Annotated in this window: 13 protein-coding genes and 2 pseudogenes; 7 read left to right on the top strand and 8 right to left on the bottom strand. The window is 44.5% G+C overall.

Annotated elements, in window-relative coordinates:
- Positions 1 to 80 precede the first annotated feature (80 nt).
- Positions 81 to 770, top strand: a pseudogene (locus tag EPX21_RS19670) (RteC domain-containing protein); the annotation flags it as partial.
- Positions 771 to 839: 69 nt separating this feature from the next.
- Here EPX21_RS19670 and EPX21_RS23555 read toward each other — a convergent pair.
- The 8 genes and pseudogenes from EPX21_RS23555 to EPX21_RS19630 form a co-directional block, all read right to left on the bottom strand.
- Positions 840 to 6,345 (bottom strand): annotated as a pseudogene (locus EPX21_RS23555) (N-6 DNA methylase).
- Positions 6,335 to 6,769, bottom strand: a complete 435-nt coding sequence (locus tag EPX21_RS19660) for a DUF1896 domain-containing protein (protein ID WP_134091369.1) — start codon at positions 6,767 to 6,769, stop codon at positions 6,335 to 6,337. The pseudogene EPX21_RS23555 and the gene EPX21_RS19660 overlap by 11 nt, the downstream one beginning before the upstream one ends.
- 146 nt (positions 6,770 to 6,915) lie before the next feature.
- Positions 6,916 to 7,797, bottom strand: a complete 882-nt coding sequence (locus tag EPX21_RS19655) for an ORF6N domain-containing protein (protein ID WP_134091368.1) — start codon at positions 7,795 to 7,797, stop codon at positions 6,916 to 6,918.
- Entirely contained in the window at positions 7,794 to 9,875 is a 2,082-nt protein-coding gene (locus EPX21_RS19650; protein ID WP_134091367.1) for a type IA DNA topoisomerase, read from the bottom strand. Before EPX21_RS19650 ends, EPX21_RS19655 begins: the two co-directional genes overlap by 4 nt.
- Before the next feature lie 20 nt (positions 9,876 to 9,895).
- On the bottom strand, positions 9,896 to 11,395 hold the full coding sequence (locus EPX21_RS19645; RefSeq protein ID WP_134091366.1) for a DUF4099 domain-containing protein: 1,500 nt from the start codon (positions 11,393 to 11,395) through the stop codon (positions 9,896 to 9,898).
- An 85-nt stretch (positions 11,396 to 11,480) separates the two neighbouring features.
- On the bottom strand, positions 11,481 to 11,789 hold the full coding sequence (locus EPX21_RS19640) for a helix-turn-helix domain-containing protein (RefSeq protein ID WP_134091365.1): 309 nt from the start codon (positions 11,787 to 11,789) through the stop codon (positions 11,481 to 11,483).
- 15 nt (positions 11,790 to 11,804) lie between these two features.
- Positions 11,805 to 12,155: a helix-turn-helix domain-containing protein gene (locus EPX21_RS19635; RefSeq protein ID WP_134091364.1), complete on the bottom strand. Its 351-nt coding sequence runs from the start codon at positions 12,153 to 12,155 to the stop codon at positions 11,805 to 11,807.
- 258 nt (positions 12,156 to 12,413) lie between these two features.
- A complete protein-coding gene (locus tag EPX21_RS19630; RefSeq protein ID WP_134091363.1) occupies positions 12,414 to 13,262 on the bottom strand; it encodes an RteC domain-containing protein in 849 nt (282 codons plus the stop codon).
- 388 nt (positions 13,263 to 13,650) lie between these two features.
- Between EPX21_RS19630 and EPX21_RS19625 the strand changes: the two genes are divergently transcribed.
- From EPX21_RS19625 to EPX21_RS19600, 6 genes are all read left to right on the top strand, one after another.
- On the top strand, positions 13,651 to 14,814 hold the full coding sequence (locus tag EPX21_RS19625; RefSeq protein ID WP_134091362.1) for a FecR family protein: 1,164 nt from the start codon (positions 13,651 to 13,653) through the stop codon (positions 14,812 to 14,814).
- Positions 14,815 to 15,145: 331 nt separating this feature from the next.
- A complete protein-coding gene (locus EPX21_RS19620; RefSeq protein ID WP_166670823.1) occupies positions 15,146 to 18,616 on the top strand; it encodes a TonB-dependent receptor in 3,471 nt (1,156 codons plus the stop codon).
- 29 nt (positions 18,617 to 18,645) lie between these two features.
- On the top strand, positions 18,646 to 20,148 hold the full coding sequence (locus EPX21_RS19615; RefSeq protein WP_134091361.1) for a RagB/SusD family nutrient uptake outer membrane protein: 1,503 nt from the start codon (positions 18,646 to 18,648) through the stop codon (positions 20,146 to 20,148).
- Between the two features lie 105 nt (positions 20,149 to 20,253).
- Positions 20,254 to 22,686, top strand: coding sequence for a S9 family peptidase (locus tag EPX21_RS19610; protein WP_240768741.1), 2,433 nt, complete (start codon positions 20,254 to 20,256; stop codon positions 22,684 to 22,686).
- A 51-nt stretch (positions 22,687 to 22,737) separates the two neighbouring features.
- Complete coding sequence (locus EPX21_RS19605; RefSeq protein WP_240768740.1) at positions 22,738 to 25,476, top strand: M14 metallopeptidase family protein; 2,739 nt, start codon at positions 22,738 to 22,740, stop codon at positions 25,474 to 25,476.
- Between the two features lie 201 nt (positions 25,477 to 25,677).
- Positions 25,678 to 26,571 (top strand): AraC family transcriptional regulator, encoded by an 894-nt coding sequence (locus EPX21_RS19600; protein ID WP_134091359.1) that lies wholly within the window; start codon positions 25,678 to 25,680, stop codon positions 26,569 to 26,571.
- The last annotated feature ends 7 nt before the right edge of the window (positions 26,572 to 26,578 follow it).

The following is a 26,578-nucleotide window of genomic DNA, read 5'->3' as shown; positions in this document are numbered from 1 at the left end:
CGATAAAAAGCTTTAGGATTGCTTTTTAGACCGTTGAAACCCCTGTTTTTTGTCTCGAAAATTTATTTTGGACAGCTCTGATTTTAGAAAGAAGATTTAAAAATGATGAAGAAGAAATATATTTTTTTAAATGCCTAAAGCCTCAAATACTTTCTAAACTTATCTACTATAATGCCATATTCAAAATTGAGACAAAAAAGCCATTTGGATGCGAGAAAACTCTCAGGAAATACCTGCATAAAGAGTTGGAGAAGCTAAAGCGATTCTTTGACAATAACCTGGAATTTTATAAATATTACAGGACAAACAGTACCTATTTAGACCATAAATATTTTGTTCGGGGCAAACACGACATCAAATTAAGCTTGGACACTTTTTATTTTGAAGCCGACCACAGCTTTTCCACCTCACACGATTATAAGGTTGCCAAGATTATTGCCAACGATATGATACAGGTGTATCTTGAAGGCCAGCTATATAACAAATCACAGGGGAACAAATTGATGACCCCGCCAAATCTCAAGTGGACGGGTAGTAAGGTAGCATTGATAGAGTTGGTTTATGCGTTGTATTATCAGGGGGTATTCGACAACGGGAACACCGATATACGATTGATAGCCAAATATTTCGAAAGCACTTTTAATATTAACTTAGGTAATTTCTACCAGACTTATTTGGAATTGCGAAGCCGGAAGATGAACCGCACGAAATTTCTTGATGCACTTCGTGAGGAACTGATACGGAGAATGGACGAGCAGGACGAAAAGTAGTTAATGACAACTAAAGTAAAAACGGGGACTTGCAGCCCCCCGTTTTCTTTTTATTAAGCAGTTTGCAATTTACAGCACACCACGAGGTAAATGAACGCCTTTAACCCGTACAATCGCCTCCGAATTATGTTGACTTTGCTTTTCAACTTTCTCGGATTGTCCAGCCGAAGTTTCTGTATCCGGTTTGATAGATAGCTGTATTTTTCTTTCAACAGCCGCCAGTTCCGTTTTAAGGTCGCTTAATGCCTGCTCTTTCTTCCATGTGCCGTTCACCACTTCCTGAAGAACAGGCAGGTCTTTTTGCAATTCCGTGATTTTCTTTTGCTCCTGCTCCAAAATACGGGGTATCTTTTCAAGGGCATTCAGGAAGTTGAGCGATGCCGTTTTTGCATCGGTCGCCATTCTGCCATTATTGAACGTGTACTTGATATTGCCCTCCCCCTGTACAAAGAAGCGGTTGTCCTTAATATTCACGCCGTCTTTTTTAGAGACTTCCGTTTTCACTAAGAGCGTAAAACCATACAACGTACCGATTTCCTCATATTGCCCTTCGGTACGGGCTTTTTCGGAAAGCTGGTTGAGCTTTGCGCCAATCTGTTTTACATCGGCATTCGGTGAAAGCCCGATAAGCTGTACAGGATTAAGCATTTCCCCGTCCTTGTTTTTCTGAATACGCTTTTGCAGGTTTTCGAGGTCAAGGCTCATACGGTCAAAACGTGATTGTGTACTTTCCAATGTAGCCACAGCATCTTCCAGCCTGTATTTGGAAGTGAGTTTGGAGCGGTTGTGCGCCTGCCGTTCGCTTTCCAGTCCGGCAATTTGTTTTTCCAGTTTCGCCTTTTCCAAAAGGTCTGTATTGCCCGAAAGTATTGCCACGTATTCGGAGTAATTCATACCCGTTTTTTCGTCCATACCACCCTCATCAATGGTACGTTTGCCGAGGCTGTTGCTTTTGAGTTGTTCGATAAACACCTGCTTATTATACAGCGTATTGAATTTGTAGCTGTCCAGCGATTTCTCCACCGCATAAATAAAAATATCTACCATATTATCTGCAAAGAATTTAGCAATTTCATTGCCTTTACGGATAGCCCTGCCATCCCTTTGGGCAAGGTCTGAGGGTCGCCACGGTATATCCAAATGGTGAACGGCAACCGCCCGTTTCTGTGCGTTCACACCTGTACCGAGCATTTCGGTAGAGCCAAACAGCACCCGTATTTTACCCTCGTTTACATCCCTGATGAGTTCCTTACGTTGCTTTTCGTTTTTAGCTTCCTGAATAAACCGTATCTCATGTGCAGGGATGCCGTGGTCTTCCACCAGCTTGCGCTTGATTTCAGAATAGACATTCCATTCGCCGGGCTTGTAAGTGCCGAGGTCGGAAAAAACGAACTGCGTCCCTTTCTGTGAATTGTATTTGTTATAGTATTTAGCAAGGTTTGCCGCACAATGCGAGGCTTTGTTATCGGGATGGTCTTCGTACTTCCGGCTAATCATCCGCATATCCAGCGACATCTTACGGGCGTAGTCTGTCGCAATCAGCATCTTTGCCTTTTCCTCACTTTCGCTTAGCGGAGGTCTGCCCAAAAGTTCGGCTTTGCCCGTTTTGGCAAACTCCATTAGCTTTTGGATGAAAACCTCCTGCTCCGGTGTGGGCGGGATATGGTAGAGTATCTCGTTCTTTTCGGGGCGGTCTATGCCAATATCCTTTGCTGTCCGGTAGTCCGTAATTTCCGAATAGAACTGCGCCAGTTCCGGCACTTTGATGAAGAAGCGGAAGCGTTCTTTTGATACGATGTTGTTCGCCACCGAAAATTCATAGTCGGTGGTCTTACGGGCGTAAATGGCAGCCCACGCATCAAAACAGTTGATGCCCTGTTTTTCCATTGCCTTTGGGCGCAGGTATTTAAAGAGCAGATACAGTTCCGTAAGCGAATTGCTAATGGTCGTACCGGAAAGGAACGTTGCGCCCAGGTCTTTGCCGGTACGCTCCTGTATGGTGCGGATGGCGAATAGTAGGTTCAATGCTTTTTGGCTGCCTGCCATATTGCCCAATCCCGCTACACGCTCGTGCCTCGTATTGAACATGAGATTTTTAAAACGGTGGCTTTCGTCCATTAAAATGTGGTCAATGCCCATCATTTTAAAGTCCACAACATCATCCTTACGGTTTTCGATGTCATGCTCCAGCGTTTTTAACCTAACCTCTAAATTCTGTTTACGGACAATGACCCCCTTGAGCATCCCTCTTGAAACTTCCTTGCCCTGCGCTTCCAAAGCGACAAGGTTATCTTCCACGCTTTCCAGTTCTGCCTCCAATATCTGCTTTTGCATTTCGGGCGATTGCGGTATCATTCCGAATTGGTCATGCGTTAAGATGATGCAATCCCAATCGTTGTTTTTTATATCCCCGAAAATGCGCAGGCGTTTCTTTGGTGTAAAATCTTCCTTGCCGGGATATAGTATTTTGGCGTGGGGATAGGCTTTGCGGTAGGTTTCCGCTATCTCATGCACATTGGCTTTTAAGCCGATGATTATCGGTTTGTGCGCCAGCCCCAAACGCTTCATTTCCTGTGCCGCCGTACACATGATGAGCGTTTTACCTGCACCCACTTCGTGGTCGCAGATAGCACCGCCGTTCATCTTAATCATCCAAACGGCATCCTTTTGGCTTGGGTACAGGTCTTCGATACCCAACGCCTTGCGGTCAAGCCCCGGAAACTCCTGATGGCTGCCGTCATATTGCGGACGAACAAAACAGTTAAAGGTGTCGTTGTACTTATCGGTCAGCCGTTGCTTAAATTCATCGTTCTGCGCAAAGAGCCAGTCCGAAAACTCTCTGCGTATCTCGTCAATTTTGGTGTTCGCCATCTGTATGGCTTCCATATCCCGCACCTTGACCTCCCTGTCATCTACCATTACCTTTTTGGTGATGTCAGGCGTGGTATTGACAAGGGCGTGTTTCAACAGGTTAATGCCGTCAAACGTCCGGCTTTCGGATTTGATAGCATATTTTTCGGAGATATGGATATTCTTACGGTCGCAATGGATAGAAAAATCATCGGAACTTTCGGAATAATGAATGCGGACGTCCGTATCGAACAGGTGTGATGCAAAACGGTTGTAGATACCCGTAGGTATCCAGCGTTCGCCGAGGTTAAAATCGAGTTCTTCAAACCCTATCCTGCGGGGCTTGGCTTCTTCGAGGGCTTTAAGGCTTTCCGCAGCTTCTTTGTCTTCCGGTTGTCCGGCAAGGTATGCCTGTACCTCTGCGGCTTTCTCAACCACATTGCCCGAAACCCATTTTTCGGCAATCTCGTATTGCTTTTGTACAGGATTGTAAAAGATGCGGCCATGCAGCGCATCTTTTACAATCCTCGCCGGACATTCCGCTTATCTCCGACATGTAGCCCAAATCCACCGTTCCGTACTTATTGAGCGATGCCGCCAATGCTTCGTCCGGGTTGTCTGTTGCCAGTGTTGCGGTTGAAAAACTTACAGGCTGGCGGAATATATCAGCCTTATGCACTACACCGCCCACCACACGTTCCAAGTAGGGTATTTCCTTGCCTGCGCTGTCGGTCTTGATGAGCTTGATATTATCGGCACTGTTCAGGTTGCCGTATCTCTTTACAAAGTCATCATAGAGGCTGTTCAGCGTTTTCCGTTCTTCTTTATGTTCGGTATGAAATTGCGCTTCCTGACTATAGAGTCGCTGATAAACATCCCTTAGACCTATATAGGCTTCGGTTCTACCTTTCTGATTGGGTGGCAATGATAGCGGGTGAAATACCGCTGAATTGTTTTCTAAATCTACATCCCGCAAATGCCCGACAAAACCCTTATCCACCACAAGGCAATCATCCCTGTGGAATGATTGGAGTTCGCCGGAGTACGGCGCAGGTTCGGGGAGTATGGTATCAATAACGGGAGCAGGTTCTTTTTTGGGTATATCCTCAATTTCCCCTTTACTATTAATGCCGATAGCCGAAAACAAATCGCCGATTTCGGTCGGGCGTTCGTTTGTCCGAGGTGTAGCAGGAGGCTTGGGCGTTTCCTCTTTTGGTGTACGCAAGGGGATGTAATCAAATAACCCCGGTTGTTGCGGGCGGTTGACCGCTTTTTTCTTGGTAACGGTCGTTCTTATCCTGACCTTTTTCGGCAGGTCAATTACTGTTGCCTGTGGTGCGCCAAAAAGGTCGAACAAACTCAACTGTACTTCTTCCTGCATTGACGGTGTATCTGCAACCACCGTCATGCTTGGCTGTGGTTGGCTCGTTGTCGGTTGAGTCGTTACAGGAGTTGAGATATTGAGCGATGCGGGTTGCGGTATTTCCTCCCTGACTATCTCCTTAGCCGGCTGTGTGGGTGTAGGGTCAGGTGTGGGGGTAATATCCGATTGTAGCGCAGGCTCATCGGGCGAAAGCCCTTTGTAAAGGTTCAGGTTTAAATTGTCTTTAAAATCGGCAGACAATATTTTCTTCGCTTCCTTTGCAATTTCGGCTATACCGCCATCATGCACATATACGGTATAGGGTTTGCCGTACAGGTCAGTAGATTGTATGATTTGATTGAAGACAACCGGAGAGGTGTAATACACAAAATCATTCAAATGGTCGTTATGCTTGGTCAATTGGGTGTTGCAAAAATCTTTCTCCAATTCCGAAAGACCTTGTTTGCCCATGTTCTTTTGGAGTACGATAAGGTCGGTTCCGACTTCGGTTCCGGCGTAATCCATAAAGAGATTGTTCGGTAACCGTACCACCGAAACAAGGTTATGTTCTTTCATCAATGCCTCACGGATAGGCTTGTTACTTGGACTATCCAGTACGCCCTGTGAGGTGATGAAAGCGAGCATACCACCATCCCGTAACGTATCGGTTCCCTTTAGGAAAAAGTAGTTGTGGATGCCCCTTGCTGCCTGCGCCCTTGCAGGGTCATTGCCCCGTGAATAGGAAAGGTCAAAGACCGAACTTGTGCCAAATGGGATATTGCTGGCAACTACATCATAGCTGTTCAGCTCCCTTTCGGATATTTCTTCAAAACCGCTGATGCGGATATTCCTGTCAGGGTATATCTGTTTAAGGATTTTACCCGTCAGCAGGTCTTTTTCATAAGCCGTAACCTGTGGTACGCTCTTATCTGTAAAAGACTGGATAAACCCACCAACACCCGCCGATGGCTCCAAAAACTTTTGTATCGCAATCCCATTTTCTTTGAATACATCGGATATTGTATTGATAATTTCGGGCGGGGTATAAAACGCCGTGAGTACCGAACTGCGCAGGCTGTCCACGTAGCGTTTGTATTGCCTTTCGTCTCCGGCATTTTCTTTCAGTACCCGGTGGAGTTCCTGCGTTTCCTCAAAATAGGTTCGTTCGTAGTCTTTCCATTGCTTTATATCTACCGGATGCGCTGCGGGGTTTAAGATGAATTTCAGCCCGCCAAAACCACTGTACAGCAAAAGCTGCTGCCGTTCGGTTTCGGTAGCTTGGCGTTTTTCCTTTTCCAACCTGAACATAACCCGCAACGCCTCAATATTCTGCTTCAGGTGTTCACGTTGATTAAATGCCATAGTCCTCGATATGAATGGCTATGGTTCCGGTAATCTCCGTATAGAGCAGGTCGTGGTCGGTGGTATAGGCAAAGTCATCCGTCAGCACGTATTTGGCAAATACGGGTTCGCATATAGGGAGCATCTTTAATGCGAATGGGCGCAATTCCTCGTCTAACATGATGCTGTTAAACTCGTTGCAGACCACTTGAAATACGGTGTCGAACTTGGAATAGTAAAGCCCCTCAAAGAGTATATAATCTGCGATATGGTCACACTGCTCAATGGGGTTTCCCGAACGGAATGCACCCTCGTAGGCGTTTGCCGCCCACTTGGAGCGTTGCTCGATAAATTGTTTGTCGCTTGCTTTTTCGGGGAAGCTGGTGTTCAGTAACTCCTGTAACCTTAGCGTAAAATAAGAGAGGTCTTTTTGCTGTGTACTCATATTGATTTTGTTTAAAATTTTCAATGAGCAGCTAAAGTATTATGGTAACAGACTGCCGTACCAAAAGCGGTAGGGGTTGGCTTTTGGTGGCAGGATTTGACCGGGTAACGGTTTGCTGTATAGGTTTAGGTTATTGAAGAATACCTTTACATGGTATTCAGGAAACTAAGCATTTTGCTTGCCTCTGCGCTCATTTTGGAAAAAGCAAACCACTTTTTGCCCAAATCCTTTAATGATGCTCCAATATGGTACAATTCTGAACCGTCAATAATGAGGAAACGGTCATGAGCATGAGTAAAGGTTTGAACGGTTATAGCCGGGTATTGGCTGTTGTAGCGTTGCAAATCGAGTTGTAGCTGGTTGCTGATGCTTTTGGTATAAATGGTGGCTGATACGGATTGCTCACGCTTTCCGAGTAGCGTAAGCACCGTATCGTCCACATAGTTGTCAATAAGGATGATTGACCTTTGTGCGCTCCGTATAATGTCGGCGACAAAGGTATAGGCATCGAATATCTGCCCGTCATAGAAAATGCCCCTTTCGCTGTGCAGCTTGCCGCTTTCCAAGGCCTTAAAGATTTCTTCAAATTTGCCATCCGCTTCAATCTGTTTGAGTTCGATTTTATCCATTCTTGAAAATAGCACGGAGTTCCCCATAAGCATTTTCCGCATTTCCACAAAGGCATTCATAATCTCGATGCTGACTTTAACCGCAATATCGCTGCGCAATACAGCGGATAGCATGGCTACGCCCTGTTCGGTGAACACGTAGGCTAAATAACGCCGTCCGCCCCGCCCGGCGTTTGAGGTTCCAATTTGGAACGTCAAAGTTTCGCTTTCCTGTTCCGTCAGTCGGAAACAGAATGTTTCGGGAAAACGTTCAATATTCCGTTTTACGGCTTTGTTCAGGTTTTTGGTTTCGACCTGATAAAGCATAGCCAGGTCTTTGTCGAGCATGACCTGCTTGCCCCGTACCGTGTAGATAAGGTTTTCTATCTCTTTACGGCTTATGATTGCGTTGCTGTTCATTTCTTTTTGTATGTGCTGTTGTCAAATTCAAACGAGGTTTCGCTGTTATCTTTCAGCACGATATGGGCATCGAACTTTTTGCCCGCCTTGCTTTTCATGCCCTTTATAAGGCTTGTCTTTCCTTTGTTTACAAGATTTTCCACTTCGCTAAGGCTCAACTGTACTCCGCAGATGTTGCGGAACAGGAGCCAGTTACACGCTTCATCGGGGCATTTGACCACCTTATCCCTGATGAACAGTTGATGGCTTTTGCATTTGGGGCAGGTCAATTCAGGCTGGTTTTGACCTGCAATGTTCATGCTTAATAATTCCTGAGTAACGGAGGAAGCATAGGCTTTCATGGATTGGTGAAAATCCGTAGCATCTGCCTCGTTGTTTTCAATTTTCTGCAAAGCCATTTCCCATTCGGCGGTCATGGCTACATCAGCAATCCTTTTGTCCTTTACCACCTCGTAAACCTGTAATCCCTTTTCAGTAGGAATAAGGGATTTCTTTTCACGCTTGATATAATCCCGCTTAAAAAGCGTTTCGATAATGGCGGCTCTTGTAGCGGGCGTACCAATGCCGATGCCTTGCAGGGCTTTCCGTTCGTCCTCGTTCGCTATTTCCTTTCCGGCATTTTCCATTGCGGACAATAGACCCGCTTCGTTATACAGCACTGGCGGTTTGGTTTTCTTTTCCAATACGGATGCCTCTTTTATTTTCAGTTCATCGCTGACCTTTAAATCGGGCAATTCCTGTACAGGCTCACCGTCTTCCTCCTTAAAATTTCCTTTGATGCCCCGCCAGCCCGGTTCTAAAATTTTACAGCCTTTCAGCGTAAAATCGTAGTGCAAAGCCTGTAACGTAATATCTGTTATTTCTTTGGAGCAGGCTTGCGATAATGCTTCCAGCAAACGCAGAGCAATCATATCGTATATGGCTTGCTCATTCAATGGCAAGGTGGACGGCACTGTTTCGGTGATAAGCAAACCGTGATGGTCTGTTACCTTTACATCGTTCACGATACGTTTATTGAAACGACCCCATTTCAGTTTTTTAACGGCTTCCTTATACGGAGCCCTTGCTTCCAGCGACCTCACCAATGCAGGTATTTCCGCCCAAATATCTTCGGGGATATATTTGCTCCCTGTGCGTGGATAGGTGATAAGTTTCTTTTCGTACAGGCTTTGGGCAATGTTCAATGTTTCTTCGGCTGTTAAAAACAACCGCTTGTTGGCTTCCTTTTGCAAACCTGTCAGGTCGAACAGCAAAGGCGGTTGCTCCGAAACGGTTTTGTTTTCTACTCCCGTAACCGTAGCAGTTCCGGCACGGCCAACGGCTTTAAGCATATTGTCTGCCAGCTTCTTTTCTTCCCATTTGGTTTTGGAAAGGCTCTTAAAGTCCACAAATTCTTTGCGGTGTCCTAATTGTATCTGCCAATACTTTTTGACGTTGAAGTTTTTGTTTTCCAGATACCGTTTACAGATAAGGGCAAGCGTGGGCGTTTGTACACGTCCGAGCGAGTACACGCCACGCCCTGCAATGCTCAATGCCTGCGAAGCATTGATGCCGACAAGCCAGTCGGCTTGGCTCCGTCCTTGCCCGGCTTGATAAAGACCGTCAAAATCGCTTCCGGCTTTCAGGTTATCAAACCCTTGCTTTATGGCTTTTTCGGTCAGTGAGCTTATCCACAGGCGTTGAAAAGGCTTACTACATTTTAGGTATTCATAAATGTACCTAAAGATGAGTTCGCCCTCACGCCCGGCATCGGTAGCCACGATGATGCTGTCCGAGCGGTTAATGACCTGCTCTATGATTTTCAACTGCTTTACCGCTCCGCTATCGGGAACGTATGCTTTATCCTTTTTCACTTTTCGTACCGTCAGTAAAAAAGGGTTTGGTAAAATGGGCAGGGCTTCCCTTTGGAAACCCGGCAATCCGTAGTCTTCCGGCATAGCCAGCCCGACCAAATGCCCGAATGCCCATGTAACCTGATAGCCGTTGCCTGTCAGGTAGCCATCCTTTTTGTCGGTGGCTCCCAGCAGGGCGGCTATTTCACGGGCTACGCTTGGTTTTTCCGCAATAACTGCTTTCATATCTTTTCCTTATTTAGTGATTATCTTTTGATGCCTTTGGACTTCGCCGTTTTGGGCGGCTCCTGCTTTTCCTGCTGCTGTTTGTTGGCAGGCGCAGTTTGCTGGGATTTTAACGGCTCATTGATATGCTTGGTAGCCTCGTTGGTCTTTCCCTCCGAATTGACGGCGGCCTGTGTTTTATGGGCTTCTGCCGGAACAATCTTGTCTTTCAATTTGTCCGGGTTCCTGAAACTAAACTCATAGTCGCCTGTTGCGGAGTTTAGATTAACGTAACCCTTATATGGTTTTCCTTTTCTATCCTTGAAATCCGAGACATAAATCGTCTTGCCCTCCGTGAGCTTTTTGTACTGCTCACCGCTAAATTCCTTGCCCCTGAATAGTTTTGGATTATCCTTCGATTGCGCATGCTGTTGGTTTTGGGATTGTTTGTAGTTTGCACCCCTGTCAAAAAGGTATTCAGGGTAACGCTTATCCGCATTGTACTGAACATCGCTATCGAAAGTTTTTCCTTTCTTGGAAACCATACCTTCTAAATAGATGGCTTTGCCCTCGTATAAGTCTTTCTTTTGTTCTTCATTTAGCTTCACACCGCCAATTTCATCCGGCACTTTTATCCAGTCTTGCCGTAAGGCAATAACCTCGTTTGTCAGCTTGTCAATACTAAGAATGGACGGAACTTTTTCACCTGTCTTGGGATAGGTCAAATCCACCACACGCCCCATGTTTCCGGTGTTGAGCAGGTTATCCTTGTCCTCTTTGGTAAATTCGTGACCAAAGAAAGGAGCGTTAAGGTTCGGTTCGTGGCGGACACCATACATGACAAATACGGGCTTCCCGTCTTCTCCGTTTTGAAGCCCCAATCTTGCTTCCGAACGGATAATGGCTGAACCGAAATTGATACCCACGGGATATACTTTGTTGGTTTTGTAGCCTTTTAACAGCGTGTCAAGCGCACCGTCTTTTTCAAGCCTGTCTTTGCTTATCCCGATTTGCTCTAAAGTTTTCCAATCAATGTCCTCTGCCTTGTAGCGGTAATCGCTTTTTTCCGGCGTTGCCTGTGGTGTCTGTGTTGCTTGTGTAGTTTCCATATCTTTTTTGCTTTCCTGTTTATTTTCCTGCTGCTGTTCCTTTGGCTCTTTGACCTCATGTTTAGCCATAACCGCCTCGCCCTCTTTGGTGGGGGCATTAACCTGTTGCTGAATTTTTTGGGCTGTTTCAACTGCTTCCTGTGCAGATACTTTAAAGAATGAAAAGCGAGTGGGGTCTTTTAGCTGCCGCCAAAAGTTGGAGAAGAAATTGGAAAATAAATCCCCGCTCTTATCCACCCGCATGAACTCGCTTTGGTTCTTTCTGTCGGCATCAACGGTTTTCAGGTTGCCGTTTTCATCAATACCCGTAACCGCCTGGATTTTCTTTTTCTCTTTGTCCATGACCAGCAAAACATCCGAAAGCTGTTCGGGGGCTTGCTGTGTATTTTGCGGTGTCTCTTGTTTTGGATTTTCAATTGTCTGTTCGCTCATAATATTGATATTTTAAATGTTACCGTCCGAAAATAATGGAAGCGGGTACGGCTATGCCGTACCTGTCTTTGAGTGGCAGTATTTGTCATTGGTTGTCCTTTGTACGTTGCAGGGGTACATTGAAACTATCCCTTAAAAACTGGTGTACATCGGATAATTTGTAGTACAGCTTGCCGCTGATGGTGTAATAAGGCAGCTTGCCGGACGAGCGGTAACGCTGTAAGGAGCGGTGGCTGATTTTCAGCATTTGCAGAAGGTCTTGGTTGTCCAGTAGTTCTTCGCCGTCTATGGTATTGCGTTGCTTCTGTATATCTATGATGTGCTGTTTCAGAATATCGAAACGCTCCATGATACGTTCCATCCACGCAAAAAATTCCATTCTATCTATGTTCATAGCAATACGTTTTAATTATTTCCCTGATTTTATTATTCTTCCTTTTTCGATGTAGCTTTTGCCTTTTGCCATGAGTTCCTGCATATATTCCTCGCTGGTCTGTACGGCGTGGGCATTGAGCATATCCTTTATGGCTCCTATGGTGTAGTAGTATTGTCCATACATTTTGGAATAGGTTATTTCACCTTTGGTACGCATACGCCAAAGCGTTTTTTCGCTGATGTGTAGGTACTGGCAGACCTCGTGGTTATTGAGCCATAGGCTATCGTAGCTGGTGTCTTCCAGTTTCAAAATGTACTCGCTGATGGATTTGATGCGCTCGTTGAGCAGCTTCCATGCTTCTTCTTCGATGGTTATGATTTTCATTGCACAGTATCTTAATATTCCTGTACAAAATTGGAGCGTTTGGCTGGGGCTGTCGTCCGATACCTGTCTATCAAAAAGGCACTTTTTTCAACTTTTTTGCAATTTGTTTAAAGTGCTGTTTTGTAGTTGTTTGCCGTTTTTTACATTGCCAGTGAGTTGCAAAAGCGGTGAATGTGTCTATATACACATATAGGCAAACGGGCAAAAAAAGAACAGCACCATATGATGCTGTTCTCAATAATTCGATAAAGGTTGGGGTTATTGATTGTCCTCTTTATCCATATATTCCTCCAAACTGTATTTGAGTTGGTCTAAAAACAAAGTGCGGGAGCCTGCACGGGTTTTCATCCGGTGAAAGCTGTTGTGTATGTCATTGAGGGAAATTCGGAACAGGATTTGAAAGACCATGCTGATTTTGCGAATGCCCAATTTACCGTGTGAAATGGCATCGGCGGCATGGAGCGCATAAATCAATTCAATAAGGGCATTCTTTGTCTGTGTCCAAAAAATATCTTTGGTGTCGCTGTCCTGCAACAGAATATCGGGGCTTTGTTCAGGGCTTAATTTTGTGGTGAGGTAATTATAGATGAGTTCGTTGGCAATGATTTTTGCCACCTTGTAATCGAAGTAGGTAGAGAAGTTAGGGTCAATTTCAAACACGAAGCTATTTAGCCCGTCATAGTAGTTGATGTTACCGAGCATATAATAATTTTCATCCCGGTCGGTTCTGCCGGAACGGTAGTACCTGTAAAATTCAGAATTACAAATATGTTCTTGGTATTCCTGCTTTAGCTCCCGGAGCTGCATAGCAAAATAGCTTTGGTGTAAATGTCCGTTTTCCGCAGGGCAAGCCGTTTCAATCCGATATACTTTGTTGTAATAAATGAGTTTGCCGAGGATATTAGGTTTAATGGATTTGAAAAAGTGGATTTCTTCGTCCTTGCTTGAAAAACCTTCTTTCAGCACATCTTCTTTGACGCTGCGCAGTAACTCCTGAAGATAGCCCGTCATTTTAAAAGCCTCGTCAATAAAGCTGGATGCTCCAGCAGATAATTTTCTTTCCTGCTTTTGGATTTCGGCAACAATGGTCTGAAATGGATGTTTCATAGCCACGGTTTTTAAATCAGGCACTATTTATCTAAATACAAATATTAGCCTTTACTATGAACTTGTTCCATGATACGAACCGAAGTCAGGTAAGATTTTTTTACCGGAGATGTAAGAACGGCAAGTGGAAACCCTTTAAAAGAATGTGCGATTAAGATACAAAAAAGTGGATAAGCTGGATAGATTTTTTTATATTTGCTATTGATTTACAAGGAAATCGAGTGAAGATGAATGCAGTAAGCACCATTACTAAATCGTTACCTACAACGATTCCCCACCTCGTAAACTACTCATTGTAAGCTATTTTTAGCGTTTCTAACTTTTTTTTTTAAAAAAAAGCGCGTACTTGTCACCCTTATTGCTTGGAAGAGTTCCTTTAGTTTGTAATATGGGACTAAACAGGCAACAAATAGCACCTCTAATAGTTAAATACCTTCGACATACCATCTCCGAAGAGGAAATGAGCGAGCTGGAAGCTTGGTTAAAGGCTAACGAACAGAATAAACGTTTACTGGCCTCTTTTGAACAAGACGGTTATAGCGACAAGGAAATAGCATTTGTTGAGCATCTAAATGTCGATGCTGCCTGGAAGAGGGTCAGCGCCCGGAAAGGCAGGAAAGAACGCCGTATATCGTTAATAAAATGGACGACTTCTTTTGCAGCGCTCATTGCGCTCATATTCGGATTAAAGCTGTGGTTTGTTTTGCCAAAGAGTCCCCCGTCTAGTCCCTCGATCGTGTTCCACGGCGAAGATATACTACCAGGAAGTAAAAAAGCAGAACTTATTTTATCAGACGGAACGAAGTTAGATTTGACGAAGCCCGTGCACACAAAAGAGCGTAACGGTACACGGATTCATGATGAGGGCGGAAATCTTAATTACTTGAATAGCCCCGCAGCTGGGACAGAATTGATCTTCAATACATTGAATGTACCAAAGACAGGTACTTATCAGCTCACATTACCGGATGGCACCAAGGTATGGCTAAATGCTATGTCGACCTTAAAGTTCCCGGTTCAATTCTTAAGCACAGAAAGATTAGTGTATTTGGAAGGAGAGGCCTACTTCGAGGTAGCGGAGGATCCATCTAAACCCTTTGTGGTAGACGTAAGGAACACAAAGGTCAGCGTACTGGGTACAACGTTTAATATAAACGCTTATACAGCGAACACGGCGGCCACGCTTATAAGTGGAGCGGTAAAGGTTTCACACAAGGATGTAGAAGAGCTTTTGCGACCCGGCCAGGAAGCTAAGGTTGAAGCTGACAAAATTTCGGTAAGAACGGCGGACCTAAATAAGGTCGTCGCATGGAAACAAGGTGACTTTTATTTCGATAAGGATAACATCGTTGAAATTATGCAAGAGCTGCAGCGATGGTACGACTTCGATGTCACCTACAGTGGTGAAATACCTAAAAAGTTAATCAGCGGAAATATCAGTCGGGGCTCCAAACTATCCGAAGTCTTGGAAATGCTCAATTTTGTGAGTAACGACTCTACAAGATTTGAAGTAAATGATAGAACAGTGAGTGTGCTGTTTCCAGAGAAGTAATATTTCAATTAAATTAAGAATATGTCAGCATTTTATACTTACCCTAAATAAAAACCAGCCGAAAGTAGGGGTGTTGGCAGCACCCCTACTGAAAAGGCTTTTCATTACCCATTAAGTAATTTTTTTGTTAAAACCTTAATCTTACAAATGTATGAAATCTAGCTCATTTGACAAAAGGTGCAGCTATAGCGATGGCTATCGCGCTTTTTGTAGTCTGTTGTTCCGTGGTCTTTTCCGGTGTAAAACCGTTCGTAACGGGCGCTCGGAACAGGCCTTGTTGTTCCCGTTAAAATTGAATCAGGGGGATATTTTTTTTAAAATTCTTTTGTATATGAAACTCACTTTTTTTCTAGTGATTGTGTTTGTTGTGGGGGCGAATGCGAACGGCCTAGCGCAAAAAATAACACTCGCCATTGAGAAAGCAAAGCCTGAACAATTATTCTTCGAAATTCGGAAGCAAACGGATTACCGCTTCTTATATAACGAAGACGTAATTAACAAGCTGGAAACAGTTACCATAGACGTAAGGGATGCTTCCATCGGAGAGGTGCTGAATTATGTGACTAAGAATAAGCAGCTAACTTATAAAATAATCGGAAACACGGTTAGTATAAGAGCAACAGCTGCCCGTTCCGGAAACTTACCAGTATTAGCTGTTCAAGAAGATATCAATTTGAGCGGAACGGTGAAAGACAGTAAGGGGGAATCTCTTCCCGGAGCCTCTATTCGTGCTAAAAATATAAGCGGTAGGGCTACCACGGCCAATAACGAAGGTAAATTTAATTTACGCGTGCCGAAAGGAAGTATTTTGGTCGTTTCCTATTTAGGTTTCAAAACACAGGAAGTGCCCGTGGGCGCTAGCCAAAACCTGACGATCACTTTAGAAGAAGACGGCTCGGAGCTTGATGAAGTAGTAGTAGTGGGTTACGGAACACAAACACGTAAAGAAACTACGGGTAGTTTAAGCAGTGTGAAGGGAGAAGCGCTGACAGCCCTTCCGGTCCAAAGTTTTGACGCATCTTTAGGAGGAAGAGCAACCGGCGTTCAGATAACGGCCAGTGGGGGTGTGGTTAACCAAGCACCTGTTTTTAAGATCCGGGGAACGAATTCGCTGTCACTCAGTTCATATCCTCTCATCGTCATCGACGGTGTACCCACTTTTACTAACGACAATGAGTCGGGCCCCAGCTATGCCGCCAACAATCCAATGTCGTCAATCAACCCGGCAGATATTGAAACAATAGACATCGCCAAGGACGCAGCTGCAACCAGTATTTATGGAAGCCGGGCGGCCAACGGGGTTGTTTTTATCACCACGAAGAAGGGTAAATCCGGCAGAGCGAAGGTGACCTATGATACCTGGTTCGGGATGACGAAGGCTAATCGATTACCCTCCCTATTAAATGCTGAGCAATACGTAGAAATTAAAAATGAATCACTCATAAATGACGGAACCTATAACGCTGAAACGAACTATTACAGTTTGTCGTACGATGCAAATGGTCAGCCCATCGATACCCGGTGGTATGATTATATTTATCAAACTGGCTTTTCGCAAAGCCACAACCTAAGCGTTTCTGGCGCAAACGAAAGCACCAATTATTACGGTTCAGTAGGCTATACGGCGCAGGATGGTATTTTTAAAGAAAATGGATTTAACCGAAAATCGGCTCTGTTTAATGTAGACAATAAGACGACATCATGGCTTCATGTGGGCGCAAAAATCAACTACATTAACGAAAATAATTTATCAGCGATGTCAACGGGAGCGGGAGGAAGCAGCTTCCAAAGTTCCAGTAGCTCCGGTGCTATGTCGCGTTTGGCTTTGATTAATGCACCTATTGCGTCTCCATTCAATAACGATGGCTCGTATAATTCAACAGCTAATGGATTTTTAGGTCTGCAAGATAATGCTGGGCATTTGAACCAATCCCGCTTGGGCTTTTATAATCCGCTCATCTCGCTTGAAAACAACTATTCCAATAATAAGGTCAATCAAATCCAATCGAATGCCTATGTGCAGGTAATGCCTTTGCCTTGGCTTTCGTTACGTTCTGTCTATGGCATTGATTACCGCTACATGACGTTTAACAACTACTTCAGTCCGCTTTCTGGTGAAGCGATCAGTACCAATGGAAGTGCAAGTAGTGTGAATTTCAATCGCGAGCGGTGGGTCTGGACCAACACCATTACCGCTAATAAATCATTCGGAGAACATTCGTTTAATCTTCTTTTGGGGCAAGAACAGCAGAAAACGAAAGGCGAGCAGTTCGGTTTAGAACGCCAAGGGCAAACCGACCCTTATTATACCAATATTCAGGGTGGGTGGCAAAATGTATTCGAGTACAGGACGGATAATATGGTCATCAATAATTACCTGTTTTCTTTGTTTTCGCGTGTTCAGTACGATTATAAAAAGAGGTACTTTATAACCGCAAATTACCGGCAAGACGAGTATTCGGCATTAGGAATAAACAATAAAAAAGGCACATTCTGGGGCTTTTCAGGCGGATGGGATATGAGCCAGGAGTCGTTTTGGGCAGATGCGGGACTAAACGACACCTTTAGTAACTTTAAATTACGCGCCAGTTACGGTAAGGTTGGTAATGTAGGCGGCTTGAATGATTTTGGAGCGCTGAATACTTATAGCGCCATTTTGTACGGTGGGCAGTCGGGCTTGGTATACACCGCGACCGGAAACCCCGATTTGCGTTGGGAAACCAGTAAGAAAACGGATCTGGGAATTAACTTCGGTCTGTTTCAGGATCGACTGACGGGGGAAGTCGCCTATTATAGAAATAGCATTGACGGATTGATTTTTGGCGTTCCGCTACCACCGTCTGCCGGTATTCCGAATACCAATAACGGTGCGGTTACGAATAATGTGATTATGCAGAATGTCGGTGAGATGTATAATCAGGGCATTGAAGTTTCCTTAAGTGGATCACCTATCAGCGGAAAAGCCTTTACTTGGAACAGCTCTTTCAATGTTACAACCAATAAAAATCGGGTGGTTTCATTAGCAAACGGTGTTCCTAGCATTATTACAGGTTCTTTAGATGGTATGACGATTACTATGCCAGGTTATGCTGCCGGTATGTTATATGCTGTCCGTACCGCAGGTGTCGATCCGGCAACTGGTCGGCGGATCTTCCTGGATGGAAACGGTAATAAAGTTTACTATCAGCAAGCTATCACCGGCGATAATGGCGTACAGTATCAATGGGAGTATGAAGACGGAACGCAGGCACCGGCAATAACGCCGGCTGCCGATGCGATCCCTTATAAAACCACCGCACCGAAAGTTTTTGGTGGCTGGGATAATACCTTTAGATACAAAGGGTTTGAGTTGAACGTACTGTTGACTTATCAATTGGGAGGCTATATGATGAACGGCACACAAGGTACTATGCGCGATTTACGTTTCTGGAATAACTCTACGGATATATTGAGGCGCTGGCAAAACCCCGGAGATATAACGGACATTCCCCGTGTTGTAAATAGTGACAATGTATCCAATGGAAATACCTTGCCGCTTGATGCCAACATTAGTTCTACTGATTATCTTCGGTTAAAAAATGTATTATTAGCCTATAATTTACCCGCTTCCATACTGGCAAAGCTCCATGTTAATAGTCTCCGCGTATATGCAAGCGGCCAAAATCTTGCGTTATTGACCAGTTACTCTGGATTAGATCCGGAAGTTTCCACCAACGCCAATGTCGCAATACGACAAGGAATAGATAAAAATCAGGCGCCAAATGCGCGTACGATTACGTTCGGATTAAACGTAGGTTTTTAATGTACACAGTCTATAAACAAAGAATTGACATGAAAGATGTAAATATAAATAAAACAAAAAGGGGACTTTTCGCAGTTTTAGCTGTTGGTTTCCTCTTGTTGGGGGCTTGTAAAAAGGAAGAGTGGCTGAGCCCTGAACCGAGCACCTTAATAACGGATGAAACCGCATTTGCTACGCCCGAGCGGATTGCTAATCAGGTAAACGGCATGTACGCCAAATTTAAAGCGGATCGATTTTGGGGAAGCTGGTACCTAATAGCCAGTGATATACGAGCGGGCGATTTTTTGTGTACCAATCTAAATGCAGCTACGGGCGCCATTACTTATCAAATGCTGACCCAAACAACCACAGGCGACGTAACCGACATTTGGCAATATGGTTATTTAGCCATTAATACCTGTAATGTCTTCATCGATGGTATTAATGCGAAAGGAAAGGAAGTGCTGACCGAAGCAGAAGCACAGCAATATATTGCAGAGGCGCGTCTGTTACGTGCGGTTGCGTACTACAGTCTGTTGCAGTTATATGCGCGGCCATTCTGGGACGGAAACGGAAGCAAACCAGGACTTCCCATTCGCCTTAACGGGAACACCACTCCAGGCAACTATGATTTGGCTCGCAGCAGTGTGCAAGAGACTTACGAGCAAATCATTGCTGACCTTGATTTTGCTGAAGCCAATCTGCCCACATCTTACAGTTCCGCTTTTCTTAATACTACCAGAGCACATCGCAATACGGCAATAGCCTTGAAAACCCGCGTGTATTTAAGTATGCAGGCTTATGAACAAGTTATTAATGAGGCTAACAAGATCGTTAGTTTATCAGCACCGTTTTCAGCCACTGACGGCGTTCAACATGCGTTGGAAGCCGATATCCAAAATGTGTTTAAAGCACCTTATACAACGAATGAATCTATTTTTTCAATGCCTTTCACCAATAATGATGCACCAGGGCAGTCCTTAGCTCGTTATTATTTGCCTGGAACAACAGATGGCGGAACAAGTTCCAGTAATGGTGCCGGCGAATATTCGCTGAATCCGGATGGCGTTATTTCAAGTGCTAATTGGAAAGAGAATGATGCACGGCGTGCTTTCATAAAACAGGGGCCACGTTCGGGCAAATATTGGCTTTTTAAATTTACGCAGGCCTCACCTTATACAGATTACGCACCCGTTATTCGTTATGCCGAAGTGTTATTAAATCTGTCAGAGGCCCTTGCGCGGAATTCGCAAACAGTTGATGAACGGTCGTTGGCTCTATTGAATGCGGTTCGCCGGCGGTCGGATCCTTCGTCAAACTTTGCGGCTATTGACTTCCCAGATATGCAAACATTTCTTGCGGCTATCGCAGAGGAAAGACGGATCGAGTTTTTAGGGGAGGGAATCCGAAATGCAGATATTATGCGTTTAGGACTTAATGTGCCGGCTAAAGCGCAACATGCTGTTCCGGCGGTAGCACCTGATGCTCAGAACTACATTTTTCCCATTTCTAGTGATGAGTTGATTCTCAATAGGTTAATGGAAAATAATTAACAATATAAACGCTATGGTAGTAAATTGCAAACTAAGGCGTATAATGCGGCCCGAGTACAAAAATACTATGGAAGCAAAAAAGTGGACACTTTATTCTAACAGCATATGAATACGTATTATAAAATAGTCAACCTTTTTATGTTGGCAGGTCTTTATACAGGAGATCTTCATGCACAGGAGAATCTTTCCTATCGCCTACCACCCAAAAGTATCCAGGAATTAGTAGATGCGCCAGCTGCTCCGCAAACTATGTTTAATGAGCAAGGGACTAAAATGCTGATTTTAACGCCGCCTAATTATCCGACGATTGAAGAGATTTCACAGCCTATTATCGGCTTGGCCGGTTTAAGGGTCAATCCATCAAATAGTAGTACGGAGGCAGAAGTTTCCGGCCTTTATAAAACCTTGATCGTTCAGGACGTTTTAACGAAAAGCGAGCAGAAACTAAGCGGATTACCGTCCGATTGCCGTATCGGAAATATCCAATGGAGTCCGGATGGAAAAAAAATTGCCTTTAGCAACAAGAAAAGGGACGGCATAGAACTCTGGTACGGTGATTTGGAAAGCATGCAGGCAAAGAAACTGAGCGACGGATATTTAAATGACATTATAGGAACGACCTTACAATGGACGTCCGACGGGTCGGCAATTTTAGCGCAATTTATAAACGACAGTAGAGGCGCGGTGCCGGTCAAAAACCTGGTGCCCACAGGGCCCGTTATTCAAGAAAATCTGGGTGTTAAAGCGCCGGCCCGTACGTATCAGTACTTGTTAGAAAATGCATATGATGAGCAGTTGATGGACTATTATCTTTCTTCCCAGCTGCAGTTGGTCAATTTGCAAGGCCAAACAAAGAAGATAGGAAAGCCGTCTATCTATCGTAAAGTTAACCTCTCGCCCAATGGAAAATATTTACTTTTGGAAACTGTTCAACGGCCTTACTCTTATTTGGTTCCTATTCAATATTTCCCTTTTCACACTACAGTAACAGACCTAGATGGACAGGAAATAAAAACGCTTAACCAAACGCCTTTGGCAGAAAACCTGCCAACCGGTTTTGATGCGGTTATGAAGGGCCCACGACAATATGAATGGCGCGGCGATGCTCCTGCTACCGTGTATTGGGTAGAGGCTCAAGACGAAGGTGATCCGAATCGAGAAGTGAAAGATCGAGAAACACTTTTTAGTTGGGACGCTCCCTTTGAAGGTAGTCCTCGACAGCTGTTTAGTTTAAATCTTCGTTTCAGCGGATTTACGTGGGGAAACGAAAGCTACGCGATTGTGCAAGAGCGCTGGCGAAAAACGAGGCAAACGAAGACCTCTTTGTTTAATCCAACGACAGGAAAATTGATAAAGGTTATTGATGAGCGCTCTTCCGAAGACACTTATGCAGATCCGGGCGATTTTGTAACGAAAGACAACGGGAGCCATCATGGAACTTTATTGTTCGATAAGGGGAAAGGCGCAGTTGTTTTCACCGTTGGCATCGGTGCTTCTCCGGAGGGAGACCGTCCTTTTCTAATACGGTGGAATCTCAGCAACAACCGCAAGGATACGCTTTTTAAGTCGAAAGCCCCCTATTTTGAAGAACCTGTTTTTTTTAACAATGAAGGAGTGATCTATTTTTCGCGGGAGTCGAATGAGGAAAATCCAAATATATTTTCCCTCACCATTAAGCCGCGGAAAGAGCAACAGTTGACCTCTTTTGACAATCCGTATCCGAGTTTGCAGGGCGTTCATAAAGAGCTATTAGCGTATCCACGCAAAGACGGTATTAAGCTGTCGGCCACCCTCTATTTACCAAAGGGGTATAAGAAAGAAGATGGCCCCCTGCCTGTGTTAATTTGGGCATACCCACGGGAGTATAAAAGCTTGGCAGCCGCTGGGCAGGTGAAAGGATCTCCCTATCGCTTTACACGACTGGCTTTTCGTTCGCCTGTATTTTGGGTAACCCGAGGTTACGCCGTATTGGATCAAGCCGATATGCCTATTGTTGGAGAGGGCGACAAGGAGCCTAACGATACCTTTATACAGCAAATTGAGGACAATGCAACAGCCCTTATAGATTATGTGGTTAAAATGGGGGTGGCAGACCGAAATCGTATCGCCGTTGGAGGCCACTCATACGGTGCATTCATGACCGCAAATCTGTTGGCACATACCGATCTTTTTGCTGCGGGCATTGCGCGTAGTGGCGCCTATAATAGAACGTTAACTCCCTTTGGCTTTCAGGGCGAAGCCCGTACTTTTTGGGAAGCGCCGGATGTATACGGTAAAATGTCGCCCTTTAACTATGCTGACAAAATTAAAACGCCGCTCTTGATGACTCACGGTATGAATGACGAAAACTCAGGGACTTTCCCGATTCAGAGCGAAAGACTTTATAGCGCGATCAAAGGCCACGGTGGTACTGTCCGCCTTGTGCTATTGCCCAACGAGTTTCATGGATACCGGTCGAGAGAATCGTTGATGCATACGTTCTACGAGCAAGATGCCTGGTTAGAGAAGTATGTGAAAAACAGAACGTTGAAGCAGTAGTGTAAACGGTAAAGCCTTTCGTTTAGGGACTTGAAAACAACTGATATAATTATGAGGACTAATCGCGACACGATGAATTACTACATCAAAATTTATGCCTTCCTTCTGTTATGCTTGTGCATAACGGGAAGGGGCTACGCACAAGCCATTCCTGACCCGAAATCACATTTTGGTTTTTCAATAGGTGAGGATTACCATTTGGCAACCTATCGGCAATTGGAAGAATATTTTCAAAAGGTTGACGCCCTTTCAGATCGTGTACAAACGTTGGAAATTGGGGAAACCGAAGAAGGAAGGAAGCAGTATGTGTGGATTGTTTCCGCTCCAGAAAACCTACAGAACATTAAGCAGTATAAGGACATTTCGCAACAAATGGCGCGTGCCGAAGGGCTGTCGAACGAACAGGCAAAAAGACTGTCTTTCGAAGGAAAACCAATTGTATGGATAGATGGTGGTTTACATGCTAATGAAACAGTCGGCGCGCATCAGTTAATAGAAACTTTTTACCAGTTGGTAAGTCGTAATGACGAGGAGAATAAAAAGATTCTAGACGGCGTCATTATATTGTTATCACAAGTAAATCCAGACGGACAAGAGCTTATGAGCAGCTGGTATATGCAGGAAAAGGATCCAAAAAAGCGGAATATGCGCGTACCGAGATTGTATCAAAAATACATTGGACATGACAACAATCGCGATTTTTTCATGATGAATATGAAAGAGAGTACGCATATAGCGCGGCAGCAATATATAGAATGGATGCCTCAAATCATTTACAACCACCACCAACGAGGTCCCGAAGGATCTGTTTTGGCAGGCCCTCCATATCGAGATCCCTTTAATCATGTCTTCGACCCGCTTATTATCACCAGTATAGATGGGGTCGCCGCATCGATGAACAACCGTTTAAATGCCGAGCATAAGCCCGGCTATACGCGCTTAAGTGGCTCCGTTTTCTCCACTTGGTGGAACGGTGGCTTGCGGACCACGCCTTATTTTCATAATATGATCGGCATTTTGACGGAGATTATTGGTAACCCAACGCCGGAGGAGATTCCGGTGGTTCCACAACGGCTAATACCCAATAATGCAACTCCTAATCCGGTTGCCCCGCAAGCTTGGCATTTTAAGCAATCAATCGATTATTCCGTATCGTTGAACTACGCGATCCTCGATTATGCGCAAAGGCATGGCGACGAATTACTTTACAATATGTATGTCATGGGTAAAAGCGCTATTGATAAGGGAAATAGCGATAGCTGGACTATGTTGCCGCGTTATGCAGATTCCATCGCTGTTGCCTATCAGCGCGATAAGGAGGCCAAACAATTAAAGGGCGATTCGATACCGAAGCACTATTACGATGCGGTGTTGAAAAATCCAGCGTTCCGAGATGCTCGGGGATACATAATTCCCGCCGACCAAGCGGACTTCCCTACGGCTGTAAAGTTCGTCAATGCCCTTATAAAATCAGGAATACTTATTCATAAAGCCAGCGCCGATTTTTCTGTCGGATCAAAGCGTTATCCCGCCGGGTCGTATGTTGTAAAGACGGCGCAAGCGTTCCGAGCCCATGTGCTGGATATGTTTGAGCCGCAAAATCACCCCAATGATTTTCAATATCCGGGCGGTCCTCCCGTAAAGCCTTACGATGCGGCCGGGTGGACGCTTGCTTTCCAAATGGGGGTGAAATTTGATCGCGTTATCGACGCTTTCGACGGGCCGTTCGAGCGATTACCTTATGGCGAACTTCAGCGGCCTCCTGCTGTCCAATTTGCTAGCTCAAAACAAGGTTTTTGGTTGGATGCTGCGGCAAATGGTTCGTATGCAGCAGTAAACGATCTGTTAAAAGCTAATATAAAGGTCTACCGAACTGCAGAAGCAAATGACGGCCTGGCAAAAGGGTCTTTTTATATCGAAGCAAAAGGCGCGCATCTACTGGAGAAAGCGGTGTCGGACTACGGGCTTGTTGTAAAGCAGGCAACGACAAAGCCCAACAATCTTTTGATGGTTAAACCCAGCAGAATTGCCCTTTTTGATTACTATGGCGGTTCGATGCCTTCGGGATGGGTGCGTTGGATTATGGAGCAATATCATTTCGGCTTTCAAGTTGTTTATCCCCAGGATATTGACAAGGGGCAGCTACATAAAGATTACGATGTGATCTTGTTTATCGGAAATGGAATCCCTCCGATAAAAACAGAGAATAGCAGAAGTCGATTTGGGCGAATGCCCGCCAAAGAAGAGGTTCCTGAGGCCTATCATCACATGCTTGGCAGTCTGAGCGTAGAGAAGTCTATTCCACAATTAAAATCTTTTATGCAGGAAGGAGGACGCATTATCACCGTTGGCAGTGCAGCCAGTTTGGCTTATCATCTGGAGTTGCCCGTAGAGAACGCTTTGAGCAGTAACAACAACAAGGGTGAATCAGTGCCATTACCGGGCGATAAATTCTATATCCCAAGCAGTATTTTGACAGTGCGAGTTGATACTACCTTAGCCCCTAATTTCGGTATGGCATCCCAAGCCGATATCGTTTTTAATAATAGCGAAACTTTTAAGGCAAAAGGAAAGGCCGATTTAATCAAACCACTTTTATGGTTTGATACAGAGAAGCCATTGAAAAGCGGCTGGGCTTGGGGACAAAACTACCTAAAGGACGGTATAGCTGCTTTTTATACGCCGATAGGAAAAGGTACTTTTTATGCTTATGGGCCTGAGATCACCAATAGGGGACAGGCGCATGGAACTTTCAAACTGTTGTTTAACGGATTGTATAACGTGCAGTAAATATGGTTGTCGGCATTTCTCCGACATTCCTGACTATTACCGATATTTCCCCTTCAGCGGTCGTGGGGGAAATATCGGTTTAAAGAAAACCATTTAGATTTCCGGAGTGACAAACAAGCATCAAATATGCCGTTAATCTGCTAGGTGCTGTCGTAGGCGGCAGTGAACGCTCATGCTGATAACCCATTAACAGAATGTTATATGCAGAAGATCATTACTTTTTCTCTCCCTTTGTCCGCTAACAATTCGGTGCATATAGAAGAAGAAAATTCCCCTGTTATGTTTCCTTATCTGCATCAGCATGAAGAGATGCAAATGACCTTAATTTTAAGGGGAGAAGGAACAGCATTGATTGGAAACTCCCCGTTTGACTATGTTCCATCAACGATTTTTTTAATAAAGGGAAATACGCCACATGTTTTCAAGTCGAAACCCGAATTCCTGGTGCAATCAGCGTCTTCAACGACACGAGCCATTCATGTTTATTTCAATTATCAGAGATTAATTAGCCATCTGAAAAATTTACCTGAGTTCAAACCTATCCGAGCCGTCATAAGTCGCGTAGATCACGGCTTTATAATCAATAAAAATGACGAGGCTTGGATGGCCAATCGGATCCTGGCGTTGAGAAAGGAGATCGGGCTTAACCGCTTTGCCGACTTTGTTTCTTTACTCAATTTTATTTGTGAAAAACCAGATTCACATTATGCTATTAATTCGAATAATCTAAATGTTTCATTGGATGTACAGGAAGGCGCTAAGTGGAACCGGATATATCGTTACGTATTAACCCACTTTAGCGACGATATCTCGTTAAAAGATGTTGCGGACATCGCAAATCTGACTCCACAAGCCTTTTGTAAATATTTTAAAAAAAGAACGAGAAAAACATTTAATAGCTTTTTGAACGAAATCAGGATCAAAGAAGCGATCACGCAGATGACTAGCGAAAACTTCCTCGGGATTTCGCAAACGGCTTATAGTACCGGTTTCAAAAGTGCAGTGCATTTCAACAGAACTTTTAAAAAAGTTACAGGCTCGTCGCCTTCGGGATACCTCAAACATCACTATACAATTCAACAGCGGTTCGTGTAGCAGCATT

This window comes from Olivibacter sp. XZL3 (assembly GCF_004368405.1).
GTDB lineage: Bacteria > Bacteroidota > Bacteroidia > Sphingobacteriales > Sphingobacteriaceae > Olivibacter.
This window is presented reverse-complemented; position numbering and strand designations above follow the sequence as displayed.